At 70.7% G+C, this 16,150-nt stretch carries 12 protein-coding genes; 4 read left to right on the top strand and 8 right to left on the bottom strand.

The window, feature by feature from the left end:
- Nucleotides 1–57: 57 nt before the first annotated feature.
- Together JYK18_RS11455 and JYK18_RS11460 are read right to left on the bottom strand one after the other, a co-directional pair.
- Nucleotides 58–1,302 (bottom strand): MFS transporter, encoded by a 1,245-nt coding sequence (locus tag JYK18_RS11455; RefSeq protein ID WP_206802073.1) that lies wholly within the window; start codon nt 1,300–1,302, stop codon nt 58–60.
- The gene (locus tag JYK18_RS11460) at nt 1,289–2,620 is read right to left on the bottom strand and encodes a GH1 family beta-glucosidase (protein ID WP_206802074.1); all 1,332 of its coding nucleotides are present in this window, start codon (nt 2,618–2,620) and stop codon (nt 1,289–1,291) included. The genes JYK18_RS11455 and JYK18_RS11460 overlap by 14 nt, the downstream gene beginning before the upstream one ends.
- Before the next feature lie 173 nt (nt 2,621–2,793).
- Here JYK18_RS11460 and JYK18_RS11465 point away from each other — a divergent pair, with 173 nt between their 5' ends.
- Nucleotides 2,794–3,426 (top strand): TetR family transcriptional regulator, encoded by a 633-nt coding sequence (locus tag JYK18_RS11465; RefSeq protein WP_307795868.1) that lies wholly within the window; start codon nt 2,794–2,796, stop codon nt 3,424–3,426.
- A 12-nt stretch (nt 3,427–3,438) separates the two neighbouring features.
- On the opposite strand, the gene JYK18_RS11470 is transcribed toward JYK18_RS11465, so the two are convergent.
- Nucleotides 3,439–4,626 carry an amino acid deaminase/aldolase gene (locus JYK18_RS11470; RefSeq protein WP_206802075.1) on the bottom strand — a complete coding sequence of 396 codons (1,188 nt, stop codon included), beginning with the start codon at nt 4,624–4,626 and terminating at the stop codon, nt 3,439–3,441.
- 255 nt (nt 4,627–4,881) lie between these two features.
- Between JYK18_RS11470 and JYK18_RS11475 the strand changes: the two genes are divergently transcribed.
- Nucleotides 4,882–6,189 (top strand): D-arabinono-1,4-lactone oxidase, encoded by a 1,308-nt coding sequence (locus tag JYK18_RS11475; RefSeq protein WP_206802076.1) that lies wholly within the window; start codon nt 4,882–4,884, stop codon nt 6,187–6,189.
- On the opposite strand, the gene JYK18_RS11480 is transcribed toward JYK18_RS11475, so the two are convergent.
- The 5 genes from JYK18_RS11480 to JYK18_RS11500 all read right to left on the bottom strand — a co-directional run bounded on the left by JYK18_RS11480 (nt 6,186) and on the right by JYK18_RS11500 (nt 14,119).
- On the bottom strand, nt 6,186–6,836 hold the full coding sequence (locus JYK18_RS11480; protein WP_206802077.1) for an SDR family oxidoreductase: 651 nt from the start codon (nt 6,834–6,836) through the stop codon (nt 6,186–6,188). The genes JYK18_RS11475 and JYK18_RS11480 overlap by 4 nt on opposite strands.
- A 22-nt stretch (nt 6,837–6,858) precedes the next feature.
- Nucleotides 6,859–7,500 carry a hypothetical protein gene (locus tag JYK18_RS11485; protein ID WP_206802078.1) on the bottom strand — a complete coding sequence of 214 codons (642 nt, stop codon included), beginning with the start codon at nt 7,498–7,500 and terminating at the stop codon, nt 6,859–6,861.
- A gap of 228 nt (nt 7,501–7,728) precedes the next feature.
- Complete coding sequence (locus tag JYK18_RS11490; protein ID WP_307795869.1) at nt 7,729–9,999, bottom strand: serine/threonine-protein kinase; 2,271 nt, start codon at nt 9,997–9,999, stop codon at nt 7,729–7,731.
- A complete protein-coding gene (locus JYK18_RS11495) occupies nt 9,996–12,170 on the bottom strand; it encodes a serine/threonine-protein kinase (RefSeq protein WP_206802080.1) in 2,175 nt (724 codons plus the stop codon). The genes JYK18_RS11490 and JYK18_RS11495 overlap by 4 nt, the downstream gene beginning before the upstream one ends.
- The gene (locus JYK18_RS11500) at nt 12,167–14,119 is read right to left on the bottom strand and encodes a serine/threonine-protein kinase (RefSeq protein WP_206802081.1); all 1,953 of its coding nucleotides are present in this window, start codon (nt 14,117–14,119) and stop codon (nt 12,167–12,169) included. Before JYK18_RS11500 ends, JYK18_RS11495 begins: the two co-directional genes overlap by 4 nt.
- Before the next feature lie 104 nt (nt 14,120–14,223).
- Between JYK18_RS11500 and JYK18_RS11505 the strand changes: the two genes are divergently transcribed.
- Both JYK18_RS11505 and JYK18_RS11510 read left to right on the top strand, forming a co-directional pair.
- Nucleotides 14,224–15,282 (top strand): CoA ester lyase, encoded by a 1,059-nt coding sequence (locus tag JYK18_RS11505; protein WP_206802082.1) that lies wholly within the window; start codon nt 14,224–14,226, stop codon nt 15,280–15,282.
- Nucleotides 15,279–16,133, top strand: coding sequence for a CoA ester lyase (locus tag JYK18_RS11510; protein WP_277992157.1), 855 nt, complete (start codon nt 15,279–15,281; stop codon nt 16,131–16,133). The genes JYK18_RS11505 and JYK18_RS11510 overlap by 4 nt, the downstream gene beginning before the upstream one ends.
- Nucleotides 16,134–16,150 lie beyond the last annotated feature (17 nt).

Raw genomic sequence — 16,150 nt, forward strand, 5'->3', positions numbered from 1 at the left:
TGCACTCCCCCTCCCCCGACCGGCACCGGTCCGCGGTCCCACTTCCCGGAACTCTGATCAGCGCACTGATCGGATGCGGGTCACCCCGGCCCCGGCGAGCAGCGTGGCCACCGCGGACGCGGTGAACAGGCCCGGATAACCGCCGAGGCCGGCCAAGATCGCCGTCGCCAGCAGCGGCGCGACCACCTGCGGCAGCGCGTTCGCGATGTTCACCACGCCGAGGTCCTTCGCCCGGTCCTGCGCGGCGGGCAGCACCTGGGTCAGGATCGCCATCGCCACCGCCCAGTAGGTGCCGAAGCCGACGCCGAGCAGCGGGGCCGCGGCCAGTGCGGCGCCCCAGGTCGGCGAGAAGGCGAGCAGCAGCGCGGCCAGCGCCATCGCGGACGACGCCCCGACCACGTACGGCTTGCGGCGGCCGGACCGGTCCGACAGCACGCCCGCGCCCAGCGCGCCGACGATCAGCGCGACGCCGTACAGGCCCATCAACACCAGCAGTCCGGTGTCCGGATCCGGGTGGCCGACCGCGTCCTTGAGGAAGAACAGCAGGTAGAGCGTGCCGAGCGCGTTGCCGAGCCCGATCAGGAAGTGGCAGCTCCACGCCCGCGCGAAATCCGGGTGCCGACGCGGCGAGATCCACATCCGGCGCGGCAACTCCCGCAGCGAACCCGCCGGGCGCCAGGCGGCGGGCAGCACGGTGTCCGGGGTCCGCAGCACGAACGCCGCCGCACCGGCGAGCACCACGAGCGCGCAGGCGAGGTAACCGCCGGGCAGGCTGGTGACGAGCACGGTGACCAGCACCGCGCCGAGCACCGTGCCGAACATCTGGCTGATCCCGATGAAGCCGCCGATCTGCGCGCGCTGGCCGACCGGCACGCGGTCGGGCAGTGCGGAGGTCAGCATGGCGAGCATGCCGTTCAGCCCGGCCTGGACCAGGCACCAGCCGAGGGTCATCAGCACCACGTTCGGCGCGACGGCCAGCAGGACGAGCCCGGCCGTGCCGAGCAGCGCGCCCGCCACGGTCCACGGGTGGCGACGGCCGAAGCGCGAGGTGGTGCGGTCCGACAGCAGCCCGATGGCCGGATTGGCGACCAGCGAGACGAGCGCGCCGACACCGGTCACGATGCCGAAGACGAGTTCCTTGTTCGCCGCGTCGAGCAGTTCCGCCTGACGCGGCAGCAGCACCTGGATGGGTGCGTAGAAACCCAGCCACAGCCCGAAGTTCGCGAAGAACAGCAGGGCGGTCCAGCCGGGGCGGACCCGGGTGGTCGGTTCGGCGAGCGCCTCCGGCCTAGCGGTGGTCATCGGCCGCGATCAGTTCGCGGAACCAGAAGTACGAGTCCTTCGGGGTGCGGACCTGCGTCTCGTAGTCGACGTGGACCAGGCCGAACCGGGGCGCGTAGCCCTTGGACCACTCGAAGTTGTCGAGCAGGGACCAGACGAAGTACCCGCGGACGTCGACCCCGGCGTCCATCGCGGTGCGGACGGCCCGCAGGTGCTCGCGCAGGAAGTCGATGCGGGCGACATCGGTGACGCGGCCGTCCGGCGTGACCTCGTCGGCGAAGCTGCAGCCGTTCTCGGTGATGTGGATCGGCGGGAGCCGGTCGCCGTAGCGCTCCTTGAGCTGGAGCAGGAGTTCGCGGAAGGCGTCCGGCACGATCGGGGAATCGTTGGTGGTGAGCGGATACCCCTCGACCGGCCGGAGTTCGAACGGCAGCGGATTGCCCTCGCCCGGCCCGGCGGCGCCCTGCGGTTCGTAGTAGTTGACGCCGTAGAAGTCGAGTGGCTGCGCGATGACCGGCAGGTCGTCGGCGAAGCCGGCGGGGAGGTGCTCGTGGAACTCTTCCGGATAGCTGCCGAGCAGCACCGGATCGGCGTAGAGCCGGTTGAGCAGCGCGTCGAGCCGCCGCGCGCCTTCGACGTCGGCGGCGGAGTCGGTGGCGGGCCAGATCGGCGAGTGGTTGTTCGCCGTGCCGACGGACTTCGCGCCCGCCGCGCGCAACGCCCTGACCGCGAGGCCGTGCGCGAGGTGCTGGTGGTGCGCGGTGGGAATCGCGCCGAGCAGCAGGGTCTGGCCGGGCGCGTACTCCCCGATGGCGTAGCCGAAGATCGACATGACCATCGGCTCGTTGAGCGGGATCCACATCTTCACCCGATCGGCGAAGTGCGTGCCGAGGATTTCGGCGTACTCGCCGAAGCGCTCGGCGGTGTCGCGGGCGAGCCAGCCGCCGGCGTCTTCGAGCGCCTGCGGGGTGTCCCAGTGGTAGAGGGTGGCGACCGGGTCGATGCCCGCCGCGCAGATCTCGTCGAGCAGGCGGTCGTAGAAGCCGATGCCGCGGGGTTCGGGGGCGCCCTTGCCGGTGGGCTGGATCCGGGGCCAGGCGAAGGAGAAGCGGTAGGCGTCGACGCCGAGCCGCGCCATCAGCGCGACGTCCTCGCGGTAGCGGTGGTAGTGGTCGGCGGCGGTGCGCGCGTGCTCGCCGTTCGCGATCTTGCCCGGCGTCGCGGTGAACGTGTCCCAAATGGACGGTCCGCGCCCGTCCTCGGTGACCGCGCCCTCGATCTGGAAGGCCGAGGTGGACACGCCCCAGCGGAAGCCGGGCGGGAAGTTCAGGTTCTCCACCAGCTACTCGCTTTCGCCGTTCGGTGTGGCGCCGAGCTAATGTGAATAGTTCTCATATCCTAACCCGTTCCCTCGACCGGGGGGAAGGGTTCGTACGCGGTAGGGTCCTGACCAGCGGGGAGCGACATCGGCAAGATCAAGTGCCGGGGCGTTGCGGCTGGGAGGAGCAGGACGTGTCCGAGAACAAGGCACACGGGGAAACCACCGCACTGCGCCGGCAGCCGGTGCAGCAGCGCAGTGCCAAGCGGGTGGAGCAGATGCTCGACGCGGGCGCCGCGCTGATCGACGAAATCGGGTACGAGTCGCTGACCACCACGCTGATCGCGAAGCGGGCCGGGGTCGCGGTGGGTTCGCTGTACCAGTTCTTCCCGGACAAGCGGGCGGTGGTGCAGGCGCTCACCCAGCGGAACCTGGACAAGTTCATGGCCGCCATCGGCGAGCGGCTGAACGGGGTTTCGCACTCGCACTGGTGGGATGTCGTGGACTCGATCCTGGACATCTACCTGGACATGCACCGGAACGTGCCGGGTTTCTCGAAGGTCCACTTCGGCGATGTCGTCGACCGCCAGCTGCTGGACGAAAGCCGGGACAACAACCGCGTGATCGCGGACGCGCTGACGGAACTGCTGTCGAACTACCTGGACGTGCCGCAGGAACGCCTGTGGTTCGCCATCACCATCGCCAACGAAGCGGCGGACTCGCTGCTCAAACTCGCCTTCCACCGCGACCCCAACGGCGACGCCGAAGTCGTGGAGGAAACGAAGTACCTGATCAAAACCTACCTGGCCAGCCGACTCGGCGAGTAGGTCCACAGTGGACTAGCCGAAGCTCTGCCCCTCGCCCCGATACGTGGGAACGGTCTGCTCCACCCGATCCCCCTGAACCAGGTGGTAGTGCGTGAACCGCTCCGCCAGTTCCCCAGCTTTCGCGTGGCGCAGCCAAACACGATCACCGACGTGCAACCCGCGCGCCCCACGCCCGGCAACCGGGGTCTGCACCTCGCCCGCACCTTCCAGCGCCAGCAACTTCAACCCCGTGGGCAAATAGGGCGAAGGCAACCGCGTGGCTTCAGCCGGTCCGGAAGCCACGTAACCACCCGAAAAAAGCGTCGCGATCGTGCGGGTCGGCTTTCGCACCACCGGCAGGGCGAAGATCGCCGCCGGGCGGGGGTGGAAGCGGGTGTACCCATCGAACAACGTCGGCCCCAGCAGGCCCGAGCCCGCGGCGATTTCGGTGACCGAGGCGTCCGAACCGGTCACCTCCAGGCTGCCGGTCCCGCCGCCGTTGACGAACTCCAGGTCCGCGACCTCCCGCACCGCCCGCACCGCGGTCCCGCGGCGGCGCAGCAGCTCGGCCGCCGACTTCCGCTGCATCCAGCGCACCGCCGCCGACTGGAGCCGTCCGCCGGCCGCGTCCGGGAAACCGGCGATCTGCCCTTCGTAAGCCATCATGCCGACCAGCCGGAACCCCGGCCGCGAGGTGATCGAAGCGGCGAATTCCTGGGCCTGGCGCGGGGTGAACACGGGCGACCGCCGGGTGCCGACGTGCAGCGCGCGCATCGGCCGCCACGACGCGTCGAGTTCCAGGCAGACCCGGATCTCCGGGTGCTCCAGGCCGAGCGCGGAGTCGACCAGGTCCAGGTGCGCGGGCGAGTCCACCATGATCGCGATGGCCGCGCGGGCCCGGTCGTCGGCGGCCAGGCGGCGCAGCGCGGCGTGGTCCACCGTCGGGTAGGCGACCACCACGTCGTCCGTGGTCCCGGTCTCGACCAGCCACAACGCCTCGGCCAGCGAGTAGCACATCACGCCGCGGAACCCCGGCTTCGCCAGCACGCGCTCCAGCAGCGTCCGGCAGCGCACCGACTTGCTCACCACGCGGATGGGCCGGGTCGCCCGCCGCACGAGGTCGTCGGCGTTCGCGTCGAACGCGGCGAGGTCGACGATCGCCAGCGGCGGATCGAGGTCCTTCGTCGCCAGGTCGAACGCCGTGGCGTCTGGGAGGTTCACCCCCAGTACGGTACGACAAACAGGCTTGAAACGCGAATACTATTCACTTATCGTTCGTTGAGTGGTTGCGATCGGAAGTGTGGTGGGGGTATTCGGTGGATCCAGGTTTCCGCTGGGCGTGCGGCCGGGAGACCTGCGTACCGGAGTCGTACTCGGGTCTTCCGGCCGTGCGTCCAGCGGGAAGCTGGGCCGCCGAGACCCCCGGCAGACTTCCGATCGTGACCACTTAGGCCATCAAGCGACGGGACTCAGTTGATGACACGGTGGACGAACTGGGCCGGGACCGCAACGGCCAGCCCGCAACGCGTGCACAAACCGCGCAGCGTCGCGGAAATCGCCGAAGCCGTGACCGACGCCGCGGTGGACGGCCGCCGGGTGCGCGCGCTGGGCAGCGGCCACTCGTTCACCCCGATCGCGGTGGCCGACTCCGACGCCATCAACCTCACCCAGTGGACGGGCCTGGCCTCGGCCGACCTCGACGCCAAGCGGGTCACCGTCCGGTCGGGCACCACGCTGCGCGAGCTGAACACCGAACTCGACCGGCTCGGCCTGGCGATGACCAATCTGGGTGACATCGACGCGCAGACCATCGCCGGGGCCATCTCCACTGGCACGCACGGCACCGGCGCGAAGTTCGGCGGCATCGCCACCCAGATCGCCGCGCTGGAACTGGTGCTGGCCGACGGCACGGTGGTCGGCTGCTCGGCCGAGCGGCGCCCGGAACTGTTCGACGCCGCCCGCGTCGGCCTCGGCGCGCTCGGCGTGATCAGCACGGTGACCCTGCAGTGCGAACCGGCCTTCGTGCTCGCCGCCGAGGAACGTCCGGAACCGCTGGAGGGCGTGCTCGAAGCGTTCCACGACCAGGCCGACGCCAACGACCACTTCGAGTTCTACTGGTTCCCGTACGGGCGGAACGCGCTGGTCAAGCGCAACAACCGGCAACCGGCGGGCACCGAGCCCGAGCCGCTGAGCCGGGCCCGCCAGTTCGTCGACTACCGGATCATGGAGAACACCGCGTTCGGCGCGCTGTGCCGGATCGGCCGGACCGTGCCGGGCCTGGTCCGGCCGCTGGGCCGACTCGCTTCGTCGGTGCTGTCCGCGCGCGAGTACAGCGACACCTCGCACCGGGTCTTCGTCACCCATCGGGGCGTCCGGTTCGTCGAATCGGAGTTCGCCATCCCGCGTGAATCCCTGCACGACGTGCTCGGCGAGCTGCGCGCGCTGGTGCCGAAGCTCGAGACGCCGGTGGCCTTCCCGGTGGAGGTGCGGGTGGCCGCCGCCGACGACATCTGGCTGTCCACCGCGTACGGCCGCGACTCCGCCTACGTCGCCATCCACCAGTTCGTCGGCATGCCCTACCGCGAGTACTTCGCCGCGTTCGCGAAGATCGCCGGCGCGGTCGGCGGGCGGCCGCACTGGGGCAAGATGCACGACCTCGACGCGACCGTGCTGCGCGAGCGGTACCCCCGCTTCGACGACTTCCTCAAGGTGCGCAAGGACGTCGATCCCAGCGGGGTGTTCACCAACGGCTACCTGGACCGCGTGCTCGGCCCGACGACCTAGATGCGTTCGAGGGCCTCGTCGATCGGCGTGTGGCCTTCGACCAGTTCGAGGGTGTGGTGCACGGTCCGCGGTTCGTCCAGCAGGGCGACCAGCACGGCGGCCACGTCGTCGCGGGTGACGGTGCCGTAGTCGACCGATTCGGCGAGGTGGACCTGACCGGTGCCGGGCTCGTCGGTGAGCCTGCCCGGCCGCAGGATGGTCCAGTCGAGGTCACGCGTCCGCAGATCGTCCTCGGCGGCGGCCTTGGCCTTCAGGTAGTTCGAGAAGACCTCGTCCATGTCCGGGTCGTCGGCGCGGTCCAGCCCCATCCCGCTGACCTGGAGGTGCCGCCGCACCCCGGCGCGCTGGGCGGCCTCGGCGAACAGCACCGCGGCCCCGCGGTCGACGGTGTCCTTGCGGGCCGACCCGCTGCCCGGACCGGCACCGGCGGCGAACACCGCGGCGTCCGCGCCCTGGAGCACCTCGGTGACCGCGTCCAGCTCGGCGGTCTCCAGGTCGAGCACCACCGGTTCCGCACTGGAGTCGCGGAGGTCGGCCGCCTGCTCCGGCTTGCGGATGATGCCCACCGCCTGGTCACCGCGCGCGGCGAGCAACCGCTCCAGCCGCAGCGCGATCTGTCCGTGTCCGCCGGCAATCACAACTCGCATGACCCCGACCCTATGCGGAGAATCAGTCGACGGCAGCGGGGAGATCGTGGGCCAGCAGCAGCTCGTAGGCCACCTCGTTGACCCAGCGGGAGATCGGGTCGCCGGTGACCAGGAGGCGCTCGCTGTGCCCGAGCAGGTCGGTCTCCACCGCGGCCTCCTCGTCGGCGGTCAGCACGGCCATGCCGTAGGTGCGGGCCCGCGGCAGGCAGTTGTCCACGTAGTCCTCGGTCAGCGTGGCGGCCGAGGGCAGCACCATCGCGGTCTCGCCGTAGCGGGCGAACGGCACCAGCGCGGCCAGGCCGGTCCGCCAGTGGCGCTGCACGGAGAGCACGCCGACGATCTCCACCGCGGCGGCCGGCGCGCTGGCGACGAACTCGGGCCAGGTCCAGGTGTCCACCACGGCGCGGTCGGTGACCGGCGCCACGCCCATCGCGATGCGCTCGGCGTGCGCCACCGTGCGCAGCCGCGCCACCAGGTTCACCTTGCGGCCCAGCAGCCGGATCTCCGGCAGCACGACCCCGTGCCAGCCGAGCTTCGCGGCGGCCTCGGTGGCCAGCTCGTCGGGCGTCGACGGCAGCTGGTGCGGCGGCACGACGCGGCTCGGCAACGACCGGGTGCCGTTCGCACCGCCGGTCACCGCCACCTCTCCTGGTGTCACCGCCACGGGTCCGCCTCCTCTTTCCTTCTCGCCCAGTCCCAAGTCATCCGCGCCTCGTGAAAAGAGGCACATGAATTTGGTACCAGGGCGGTCCGGGGATGGCGCCACGTCAACCGGTCACCTGCGATCGGCGGCAGTCAGCCATCGGTGACCGGTCGACGGGCGGTCATCCGACTTCGGCCCGGCGGTGCGGCCAAGCGGGTGAGACCCCGCTGAACGGTGGGTTCGCCGGGCTCAGTTCCATTCGGCGGAATTGAGGATCCGGTCCAGTCCCGGCACGTTCCACTCGTCCGCGATCACCACGTTCGCCGACGGCACGAACCAGATTCGCTGGGTGATCCGGACACCGGTCGCACCACCGGCGGAACCACGCGGAACGCATTCCACGGTCCACCGCTCGAACCGGGCTTCCCGGCCGCCGACCTGCGCCGCGGCGCTCTCCTCCAGGGTGGATTCACCGTCCTGCCACAGGTCCTTGCGGCCGGCCGCATTGCAGGCGCGACCGTTCGCACTGCGGCGATAAGGCTTTCCCGGTTCGTATGCGGGCTGTTCGGAATTCGCTTTTGTGTTGTCGGTCACCATGAAGTACGGGCAGTTGAAGTACTTCACCGGATCGGCGCATTCCGCGGCGTCGACGATCACTTGTTCCAAACCCTGGGAGCGCCGGGTCCAGGTGGCCGGTCCGGCAATCGTGAGCGGGCCCACATCGAGCTTTTCGCCCGGCCGCACGGGCGCGCTCGACGGCGCCGAGGACGGCGGCTTCGCGTCCACCTTGGCCAGCAGCGCGGGCGCGAACAGCCCGCCGAGCGCGGTGTAGGAGACCTTGCGATCGCTGACCCCGCACGCGGTCGAGCCGCCGAAGGACTGCATCTCCACGGTGAACTCGACGCCGTCCGGCGTGAGCATCGCCTCGAACGGACGGCCGACGGACTCCGCCTGGCGCAGCGTGTCGACCGGGATGGTCGGGGTGCCACCCCGTTCCTGGCACGGGTCGCCCTCCGGCCAGATCGTCCCGGCCAGTTCCGCCATGCCCGGCGCGGTCAGCTTCTCCGGCGCGAACAGCTTGTCCAGCGAGATCAGCTCGCCGGTGCGCAGGTCGAAGGTCATCGCCGAACTCTCGAAGGTCCAGGTGGAGTGCGGTGGATTGGTCACCCGGTGGTCGTAGCGAACGGACAGCAGCTCGTCGTTCTGCAGGCCGATCACCGGTTCGTTGCCGACCACCGGCGGGCCACCGGTGTTCGGCCCCCAGTCCGGGGCCGACCGGCTGATCTCGGCGACCCAGGCGTCCACCGGCGCGCGCAGTGCGGCGTTGATCCGCTCGGTCACCGCCGGATCCGCGCCGCCGCTCACGCTGAGGAACTGGGCGTTCACGTCCACAGTGGACCCCGGCGCCCGCTCGGTGGTGGTGCTGGTGTTGACCTGCAAGGCCACGTTCTGGACCACGGGCGGTGGCGGGTCCTCACCGGAGTTCGTCACCACCACGATCACGCCGGTGCCGACCAGTGCCGCGCCGGCCAGGATCGCGCCCGCCTTGACCAGCACCCCGCCCCCGGCACCCGCCGCGACCACCCCACCGGAACCGGCGACGGCGGCCGTTCCCGCGCCCGCCGGGGCCAGCACCGAAGCCCCCGCGAGCATGGCCAGCGGCGACAACGCGAGCAGGGCACCCGCGCGCTGGGCGAGCCTGCCCCAGCCGCGTTCCTCCCAGTCCCCGCCGTACGCGGCGACCGCGGTCGACTCCAGTTCGGTCAGGAAGGCGTCGGCGGAGGCGGGCCGTTCGGCCGCGTTCTTCGCCATGCCGCGCGAGATCAGGCCGCGCACCGGTTCGGGGGCTTCACCGAACGGGATGGGCGCGTACTCGTGGAGGTTGCGCAGGACCTCCGTGCTGTCCGCTTCGAACGGCCGGTGCCCGGCCACACACTGGAAGAACACGCACGTCGCCGCGTAGACGTCCGTCGCGGGCGAAGCGGCCGATCCGGCCCACTGCTCCGGCGCCATGTAGGCGGGCGTGCCCACGGAAAGCCCGGACTGCCCGGCGAGCACGGCGATGCCGAAGTCGACCAGCTTGCTCTGGCGCCGGGTGTCCACCAGCACGTTGTCCGGTTTGTAGTCCCGGTGCACGATGCCCGCGTGGTGTGCGGCGGACAGACCGAGCAGCGAACCCTTCAGCACCGCCAGCGCGGCTTCCGGTTCGAGGGCGCCGTCGCTGGTCAGGATCGCGCGCAACGGCACGCCCGGCACGGCCTCCATCACGATCGCCGCGCCCTCGGGCGTCTCGATGAACTCGTGCAGCCGCGCCACATGTGGACTGACCACTTGGGACAGAACGCGGGCTTCCTGCCGGAACGCGTCCACCAGCCGTGGATCGGTCAAGTGCCGCGAGAACAGGTACTTGATCGCCACGGTGTGCCCGGTGCTGTCCTGCCTGGCCAGCACGACGCGGCCGAAACTGCCTTCCCCCAGGCGGTCCACCTCGGTGAACCCCGGCAGCGCCCACTCGCTCACCGCCACGTCGCACCCTCCAGGATCTTGTCCAGACCGGGCGTGTTCCAGTCGTCCGCGAAGATGATCCCCGTCTTCGGGAGCGTCCACGACCGTTCGACAAAATCCGCGCCACCGGAACAGGTGATGCGCCACTCCTCGTAGGCCGCCTTCTTCGTGCCGACGGGGCGCAGCTCCTGCTTGAGCCGCTCGGCGCCGGTGATCAGCTGGTCCGGCGCGGGGGTGCACGGTTCGCCGGGCTGGTGCTCGACCGCCGAGCGGTAGTAGATCCGCACGCCGGGGCAGCCGTCCTGAACGCAGTCGGCGGCCCGCGCGAGCAGCCTCCCGGTGGCGGATTCGTTGGACAGCCGCCACTCCTGCGGCACGGTCAGCGTGAACGGCCCGAGGTCGAGCCGCTGGTCGGCCGATGGGGCCGCCGCGCCGGTACCCAGCAGCTGGGCGGCCTCGGGCGCCATCAGATCGGTCAGGTCGGTGTAGGGCACGGTGACCGTCTGGTGGTCGCAGGCCATCGGGCCGCCGAAGGCCGAGCCGTAGACGTCGAACTCGACCGCGTCGGCGGCGAAGATCGCCTGCACGGCCGGATCGCCGTCACCCGCGGTGTAGGGCTCGGTCAGGTGCCTCGGCTCCATCGGCTCGTGCTCGGTGTTCCCGCCGCAGAAGCCGCCGGGCGAACGGGCCAGCAGCCGCTCCTCCAGCGCGGTCGCCCCGGCCTGGCCCGCCGCCGCGTCGGGGAAGACCTTGGGCGCGTCGATCGCCTCGCCGGTCTTCAGGTCCACGGTGACCCCGCGAATGCTGAACCCGCCGCGGTTGCCGAACTGGGTGGAGTCGATCCGGCGGGTGTACTTCACCGAGATCACCTTGTCGTCCTGGCGCCGGATCTCCGCCTGGGTGCTCAGGTGCGGGGTGTCGGTCGCCGGATCGGGGTTGACCTCCCGGACGTACTCGATCCAGCCGTCGACCGGGGCCATCAGCGCCTGGTTGACCCGCTCCTGCACGGCCGGGTCGGCGAGGCCGCCGATCGCCACGTACTGCCCGTTGAAGTCGTAGGTGCCGAAGTTCTCCGTGCGGTTGAGCACGTTCGCGGTCATCGCCACCTGCTCGATCGCGGGTGGCGGGGGCGGCGGCGGGTCGTCGCCGGTGGTCGTGTTGACCACGATGACCGCGCCGGTGCCGACCAGTGCCGCGCCGACCAGGATCGCGCCCGCCTTGACCAGCACCCCGCCACCGGCACCCGCGGCGACCACGCCGCCGGAGCCCGCGACGGCACCAGCGCCCGCCGGCGCGAGCATGGTGGCACCGGCCAGCATCGCCAGCGGGGACACCGCGAGCAGCGCGGCCGCGCGCTGGGCCAGCCGCGTCCAGCCGCGGTCCTCCCAGTCCGGCCCGTACGCCGCGACCGCGGCGGATTCCAGTTCGGCGAGGAAGATCGCCGCGCTGCCGGGTCGGTGGGCCGGGTCCTTGGCCATACCGCGCTCGACCAGCTGCCACAGCGACTCCGGCACCTCACCGAACGGGATGGGCGCGTAGATGTGCAGATTGCGCAGGGTGTCGCGGTCATCCGCCCGATAGGGCCGGTTTCCGGTGACGCACTGGAAGAAAACGCAGGTCGCCGCGTAGACGTCGGTGGCGGGCGTGGCCGCTTTCCCGGCCCACTGCTCCGGCGCCATGTACCCCGGCGTGCCGACGGACAGCCCGGTTTCCCCGGCCAGCACGGCGATGCCGAAGTCGACCAACTTGCTCTGCCGGTTCGGCTGGACCAGCACGTTGTCCGGTTTGTAGTCCCGGTGCACCACCCCGGCGGTGTGCGCGGCGGACAGGCCGAGCAGCGAACCCTTCAGCACCACCAGCGCCGCCTCGGGCGCGAGCTGCCCTTCCGCGGTGAGGATCGCGCTGAGCGAGACGCCCGGCACAGCCTCCATCACGATCGCCGCGCCCTCGGGCGTCTCGATGAACTCGTGCAGGCGCGCCACATGCGGGCTGACGACCTGCGAGAGCACGCGGGCCTCCTGCCGGAACGCGTCCACCAATCGCGGATCGCCCAGGTGCTCGGCGTACAGGTACTTGATCGCCACCTCGGCGCCGGTGCCGTCCTGCCTGGCCAGCACCACGCGGCCGAAACCGCCTTCCCCCAGCGCTTTCACTTCGGCGAAGCCGGGGAGCGTCCAGTCGCTCACCGCCAGACCGCCTTCGCCAGCGCGTCCTCCAGTTCGGCCACGCCCCACTCGTCCTCGATCACCACGTTCTTCGACGGCACGAACCAGATCCGCTGCGTCAGCTCCGCCTTGCTCTCGGTGGAGCCGGGTTCGACGCACTGGACGGTCCACTTCTCGTAGGTCGCGTCCTGGTCGCCGACCTTCACCGTGGCGCTGTCGACCAGTGCGGCCGCGCCGTCCTGCTTGAGGTCCTTGCGCCCGACGGCGTTGCACGCGCGGCCGTTCGCGCTGCGGCGGTACGGCTTTCCCGGTTCGTACTTGGGTTGCTCGTCGCTGGCCTGGGCGTTGTCGGTGACCAGGAAGTACTTGCAGTTGTAGTAGCGCTTGGGGTCCGCGCAGCCGGTGCCGTCCACCACCACCTTCTCCAGTCCCTGGTTCTGCTGGGAGAAGCGGGTGGGCAGGCGGAGGTTCAGCCCGCCGAAGCGGAACGCCTCGTCCTTCGGCGGCGGGGTCGTCGTGGTCGGCGCGGGCGGCACCGACCGCTGGTCGGGGAGCAGTTTGAGAACCTCCGGGGCGAGCAGGTCGGTCATCCGCGCGTACGGGAGCACGACGGTTTCGGATTGGCAGGCGAGCACGAAGACCACGCCGTCCGGCGCGAGCGCGAGCACGAGTTCGTCGGACGTCAGGGTTTCGTCCGGGCACCGGCGTTTGAGGTCGATCCGCTGGGACAGCTGGGTGAGACCGTTGTCGGTCACCGCGTCCGGGGTCAGCAGTTCGCGCACGCCAAGGGGTTTGCCCTCGTCGAGGGCGATGGTGACGGTCCGGGTGTAGGGCTTTTCGTCGCCGCCGGTGTTGTCGTAGCGCACCGAAAGCAGTTCGTCGGTCTGGAGCACGATCTGCGGTTTCGAGGTCCCGTCCTGGCGCAGCTTCTCGCGGTGGTCGTCGAACGGCCGGCGCAGCGCCTGGTTGACCCGCGAGCCGACGAGGAGGTCCTGGTAACCGTGCACTTGGACGATGTCGCCGGTGATGGTGAAGGTTCCTACGCGCTCGGACACCGGTTCCACCGCGACGGTCAGCACCTGCTGGAGGGCCTGCGGCGGCGCGGCGGGCGGCGGCTCCTCCTCCGCGGTCACCACAAAAACCACGCCGGCCGCGAGCACCGCGAGGCCGAGCACCACGGCACCGCTCTTCAGCAGGAGGCCGCTCGCCGGTGCCTCGGCGGGGTCGGCCGCCAGGATCGCCCGGCCGCGGCGCTCCCACTTCTTGCCGTAGGTCTCGGTCGCCACGGCTTCCAGCGCGTCGGCGAACTGCTCGGCGCTGCCCGGCCGGTACGCCGGGTCCTTCGCCATGCCCCAGTTGAGCAGGCCCCACAGCGGTTCCGGCACCTCGCCGAACGGGATGGGCGCGTAGCGGTGGAGGTGGCGCAGCGCGCCCGGATCGTCCGCTTCGTACGGTGGGTGCCCGGTGAGGCATTCGAAGAACACGCAGGTCGCGGCGTAGATGTCGGCGGCGGTCGTGCCGGACTCCCCGGCCAGCGCGGCGGTGCCGAAGTCGACCAGCTTGGTCTGGCCGTCCTCGGTGACCAGCACGTTCGCGGACTTGAGGTCGCGGTGGACCAGGTCGGCGGCATGCGCGTCGGCGAGGCCGAGCAGGGTGTTCTTGAACACGGCGAGCGCGGCTTCCGGCGGCAGCGCGCCGTTGTCGTGGAGCACGCGGTGCAGGGAGACGCCGGGCACGGCCTCCATCACCAGCGCGCGCGAGAACTCGATGAACTCGTGGAGGCGGACCACGTACGGGCTGTTCAGCTGTTGCCAGGCGGCGGCTTCACCGCGGAATTCGTCGAGCGGGAACCAGTCGAAGAGGTACTTGACCGCGACCACCGCGCCGGTGCTGTCCTGGCTGGCGAGCACCACCCGGCCGAAGTTGCCGTCACCGAGGGACTCCAGTTCCGTGAACCCCGGCTCACTCACCCCGGCCTCCTTATGTCCCCCACTTGGAGGTGACGTACACCGCAGCGGTTCCCGGCAACCAGAGTTAGGGTTACCCGTCGGTACGCCAACCCGTTGGAGGTTCGATGCGCTCGCCGAAGGACTTCTTCGCGCCACTCGCCGTCGGCGCGCCGGAGCCGGTGCGGCAGATCCCCGCGCTGCCCTCGCGCATGATCCACTTCTTCGACCCGAGCAACGCGAAGATGGCGGCGAAGGCACCGGAGATCGCCAAGAAGGTCGACGTGCTGCTCGGCAACCTCGAGGACGCGGTGAAGGCCGACCGCAAGGAGGCCGCGCGCACCGGGCTGGTGGAGATCGCCAAGGCCAACGACTTCGGCGCCACGCAGCTGTGGACCCGGGTGAACAGCCTCGATTCGCCGTGGGTGCTGGACGACCTGATCACCCTGGTCACCGAGATCGGCGACAAGCTCGACGTGATCATGGTGCCGAAGGTGGAAGGCGCGCAGGACATCCACTACGTCGACCGGCTGCTGGCGCAGCTGGAGGCGCGGGCCGGGCTGACCAAGCCGCTGCTGGTGCACGCGATCCTGGAGACCGCGTCCGGGGTGGCCAACGTCGAGGAGATCGCCGGGGCCAGCCCGCGCATGCAGGGCATCTCGCTCGGGCCCGCCGATCTGGCCGCGAGCCGCCGGATGAAGACCACCCGGGTGGGTGGCGGACATCCGGGTTACCTGGTGCGCACCGACCCGGTCGGCGAGGACCTCAATGCCGGGCGCACGACGTACCAGCAGGACCTCTGGCACTACACGGTCGCGCGCATGGTCGACGCGTGCGCGATGCACGGGATCCTGCCGTACTACGGGCCGTTCGGGGACATCCGCGACGTGGTCGGCTGCGAGGACCAGTTCCGCAACGCGTTCCTGCTCGGGTGCGTGGGCGCGTGGAGCCTGCACCCGGCGCAGATCGACATCGCGAAGCGGGTGTTCTCGCCGTCGCCGGAGGACGTGGCGTGGGCGCGCCGGGTGATCGCCGAGATGGGTGACGGCACCGGCGCGGTGATGATCGACGGGAAGATGCAGGACGACGCCTCGGTGAAGCAGTGCCGGGTGGTGGCGGAGCTGGCCGACGCGCTGGCCGCCTCGGACCCGGAACTGGCCGAGGCCTACCGGGAGGCCCAGTCTTGAGACCACGCAGGTCCGTGCTCTACATGCCCGGCGCGAACGAACGCGCGCTGGAGAAGGCGAAGACGCTGCCGGCGGACGCGCTCATCCTCGATCTGGAGGACGCCGTCGCGCCGGACGCCAAGGAGGCGGCCCGGGAGCGGGTGTGCGCGGCTGTCGGTACCTATGGTTCGCGCGAGGTGACGATCCGGGTCAACGGCCTGGACACCTCGTGGCACGACGCCGACCTGCGTGCCGCCGCCCAGGCCGGTCCGGCCGCGGTGGTGGTGCCGAAGGTGAACTCGGCGGCCGAGGTGCACAACATCGAGCGGGCGCTGGAACTCGGCGGCGCCCCCTCGCACACGAAGATCTGGGCGATGCTGGAAACCCCGGTCGCCCTGCTGCACGCGGCGGAAATCGCCGCGGCTTCGGAGCGGCTGACCGTGCTGGTGATGGGCACGAACGACCTGCAGAAGGAGTTGCACGCGGAGTTCGTGCCGGGCCGGGCGCCGCTGCTGGGCGGGTTGTCGCTGGCCCTGCTGGCCGCGCGGGCCACCGGCAAGGTGATCCTGGACGGCGTCTACAACGACGTGAAGGACGTCGAGGGCTTCGAAGCGGAATGCCTGCAAGGCCGCCAGTTCGGCTTCGACGGCAAAACCCTGATCCACCCGGCGCAGCTGGAGCCGTGCAACCGGATCTTCGCCCCCTCGGAGGCCGAGATCGCTTCGGCGCGGAAGATCACCGCGGCCTTCGAAGAGGCACGGGCGGAAGGCAAGGGGGTGGTCACGGTGGACGGGCGGATGATCGAAAACCTGCACGTGGAGAACGCCCGCCGAATCCTGGACCTGGCCGAAGCCATCAGCAAGGCGGAGTAGGCGCCGCTGCCTGACCT

The organism is Amycolatopsis sp. 195334CR, assembly GCF_017309385.1.
GTDB lineage: Bacteria > Actinomycetota > Actinomycetes > Mycobacteriales > Pseudonocardiaceae > Amycolatopsis.